Here is a 3228-nt window from a genome sequence, read left to right as displayed (position 1 = left end):
GTCTTTACCGGCCGTCGCCGCGAAGGGATCTACGCCGGCGCAATGACCTTCTCCGGAAAGATTGTCCGCTCGATTATCGTCTTTGTGATGGGCGCGATCCTCAGCTACTACGGCTTCCAGTCTAAATCCCATACTCAGCCGTCAGAGGCGATGAACGCCATCTCCTGGGTCTTTTTCGGCGGCGTGATCGGCCTGGCGCTGATGGCGATTTTCTTCAGCCGTCAGATGCTGCTCAACCGTAAAACGCATCTGGTGGTGCTGGAAGAGGTGGCGCGCATCAAAGCGGGCGGCGAGATAAGCGATATCAAGCCGGAAGTGCGCGCGGTGATCGAGGCGCTGGTGGGCTATCCCTACGAGGAGTGTTGGGGCCGCAGCGCCATCTGCCGCAAAATGAAGCTGGCGCCGCTGGTTGAGGAGAATAGCGTGCCGCTGACGGATGATAAGAGCGCGTCGCAGCCGACTAAACCGCAAGAGTCTCACTGATTCATGGTCACTAACCTCAGGGAGAGATCGATGAAAATCATTCCTCTGTTACTGCTTGTCAGCGGCGTCGGTAGCGTCTGGGCCGCTGACGCCCCGCCGGAGGCGGAAAACCTGACGTGGCGCGCCATCACCTTTGGCCAGTCCACGGATAAAAATTTCGCGACTAACGTGCTGCCGGAAAAAATCGGCGTAAACCAGGTCACCTTCGCTGAAGGGGAGGGCGCCGCGCAGCCGGGCAGGCTGCGTCTACCCGTCACGGTTGAAAGCCGCGGCGGAAAAATCGGCAACAGCCATGACGGCCTGACCTTCTATTACACGCAGCTGCCGGCCAGCGCCAATATGACGCTGGAGGCGGAAGTCAGCATCGATCAGTTCGGCCCGGAAAACGGCGCGAAGCCCGCCGGTCAGGAGGGGGCGGGACTGTTGGCGCGCGACGTACTCGGCAAGCCGCGGCTGGAGAACATTCAGCCCGGCTACGAGGAGTTTCCCGCCGCCTCCAATATGGTGATGAACGCCATTATGACCCAGGATAAAGCGTCGCATCATCGGGTACAGGCGATGCTGATCGCGCGCAACGGCGTGACGCAGAGCTGGGGCAATACCGGCGTGGAGATTAAGCGCCAACCCTACCAGCAGAATATCGATCTCAATAAAACGCCCCGTTTTCGCCTGCGTCTGGCGCGCAGCGATGAAGGCTTCAGCGCCGCATGGGCGCCTGTCGGCAGCGACAGCTGGGTGACGCAGCAAACGGGCGACGCGGATCGGCTAACGGTACTGGATAATGAACGTTACTACGTGGGCTTCTTTGCCGCGCGCAACGCCCGTATGACGGTACATCAGGCGCAGCTGACGCTTACGCCGCGCCATGCCGCGCCGGGTAAAAAGTTTGTCGCTAAAACGCAGCCCGCGCACGTCGAGATCGCGTCGGCGACGGTGGCGGCCTCGTCGGACTATCCGTTCCGGCTGCGCAGCGATCGCGACGGCGTGCTGACGGTCAGCAGCGACGGCGTTGAATGCGTGCGCGGCGTGGCGGTAAAAGCGGGCGAGATGTTCAGCGTGTCGCTGACGCTGAAGGCGGAAACCACGCCGGTAAGCTATACGCTGGCGCTGCGCAACGTCAATAATGGCTTTAAGCTGGGCGGCGAGGGCATTCCGGTGGCCCACCGTATTTCCGACAGCGTGGCGATAGAAAACGGCATGGACGGCTTTACCGATAATTTTAATCCCGGCGCGCTGTGGGTGAAAAATAATATCGCCGTTGACAATAAACGCTTTAATTTTATCTTCCGCCCCGGCCCCTATACGCAGCCGGAAAAACAGGGCAACTTTGAAAACAATATCTCGCTACGCAGTAAGCCCGGTATGTATGCCGATGCGGTAACGGGAAATATCGACGTCAGCAACGCTTTCCTGAAAAGCGAAAAATAATAAACAGATAAAAATAAAAATTCTTACCAAAGGGATTGCATCATGAATAAACAGATCGTTATTTTCTGCGGGCTGCTGTCGGCTTCCGCTTCAGCCGTTACGCTGGATTACCGGCATGAATGGCAGGATGACAGCCGGGTGCATAAGGATCGCATCACCGTGTCGCACCGCTTCGCCAACGGCGTCGGTTTTGCGCTGGAAACCAAGTGGAAGTCAGGCGGCGACGATCCGAATAAAGCCTTTCACGATACCGTCAGCAACGGCAGCGAAAGCAGCATTAACTGGCAGTATAAGGTGACGCCGCAGTGGTTTCTTCAGCCCGGCTTTACGCTGGAATCGGGCAGCGACAGCAGCATCTATAAGCCGCTGCTGTTAACCGGCTACGATTTTAATAACGGCTTTTACCTTAACGGCCGCTATCGCTATGAATATAAGCGCGAGAGTAAGCCAGGCAAAGAGGATATGAAAACCAATCGCGGCGAATTCTGGCTCGGCTATAACTTTACCGACTGGCGTATTGAATATAACTACATCTATAAGCACAGCGACCAGATCCGTTTCGATAATAAGAAATGGGACTATGAACATAATCTCAAGGCGCGATGGAAATACAGCAAGGCGCTGGCGCCTTATATTGAGGTCGGCAATATCAGCGTGCATAAAAACAGTGATGAACGGCAAACGCGTATGCGCACCGGCATTCAGTACAGTTTCTAAAAAACGTTTTATCAATAACGCCGTGCTGCACGGCAATAAAATGGGCGCATCCGCGATATCGCTGATTGTCAGCGGCGAACGACGGATGCGCTGAGCGGGAATATTCCCTGAGCAATTGGCGCATTTCAGGCGCGCAGAAAAGGAAAAAAGCATGATTCTTGATAAATTCTCCCTGCAAGGCAAAGTTGCGATCGTCACCGGCTGCGATACCGGTTTGGGGCAGGGAATGGCGATTGGCCTGGCGCAGGCGGGCTGCGATATCGTCGGCATCAATGTCGTCGAACCGCTGGAAACCGCAGATAAAATTGAGGAGACCGGCCGCCGCTTCTTAAGCCTGAAGGCGGACCTCAGCAAGCAGGACGGGATTCCGGCGCTGCTGGAAAAAGCGGTCGCCGAATTCGGGCATATCGATATTCTGGTCAACAACGCCGGGATTATCCGCCGCGAAGATGCGCTGGCGTTCAGCGAAAAAGACTGGGACGACGTGATGAATATCAACAGCAAAACGGTATTCTTTATGTCGCAGGCGGTGGCGCGTCAGTTTATTAAGCAGGGCAACGGCGGCAAGATTATCAATATCGCCTCGATGCTCTCTTTCCA

3 protein-coding genes and 2 pseudogenes are annotated in these 3228 nt (G+C 56.1%); all 5 read left to right on the top strand.

Annotation, left to right across the window (positions count from 1 at the left end; translation table 11 throughout):
- On the top strand, positions 1 to 483 hold a 483-nt coding region (locus tag MYY08_RS08210), incomplete at its 5' end, for an MFS transporter (protein WP_288013897.1).
- A gap of 3 nt (positions 484 to 486) precedes the next feature.
- Positions 487 to 1572 (top strand): annotated as a pseudogene (locus MYY08_RS08205) (right-handed parallel beta-helix repeat-containing protein); the annotation flags it as partial.
- A gap of 24 nt (positions 1573 to 1596) precedes the next feature.
- A pseudogene (locus MYY08_RS19240) lies at positions 1597 to 1911 on the top strand (right-handed parallel beta-helix repeat-containing protein); the annotation flags it as partial.
- A 42-nt stretch (positions 1912 to 1953) separates the two neighbouring features.
- Positions 1954 to 2628, top strand: a complete 675-nt coding sequence (locus tag MYY08_RS08200; RefSeq protein WP_084971664.1) for an oligogalacturonate-specific porin KdgM family protein — start codon at positions 1954 to 1956, stop codon at positions 2626 to 2628.
- Positions 2629 to 2779: 151 nt separating this feature from the next.
- Positions 2780 to 3228: SDR family NAD(P)-dependent oxidoreductase (locus MYY08_RS08195; RefSeq protein ID WP_288013895.1), on the top strand; the 449-nt coding region annotated here is incomplete at its 3' end.

Source organism: Mixta sp., assembly GCF_024610815.1.
Taxonomy (GTDB): domain Bacteria; phylum Pseudomonadota; class Gammaproteobacteria; order Enterobacterales; family Enterobacteriaceae; genus Mixta; species Mixta calida.
This window is presented reverse-complemented; position numbering and strand designations above follow the sequence as displayed.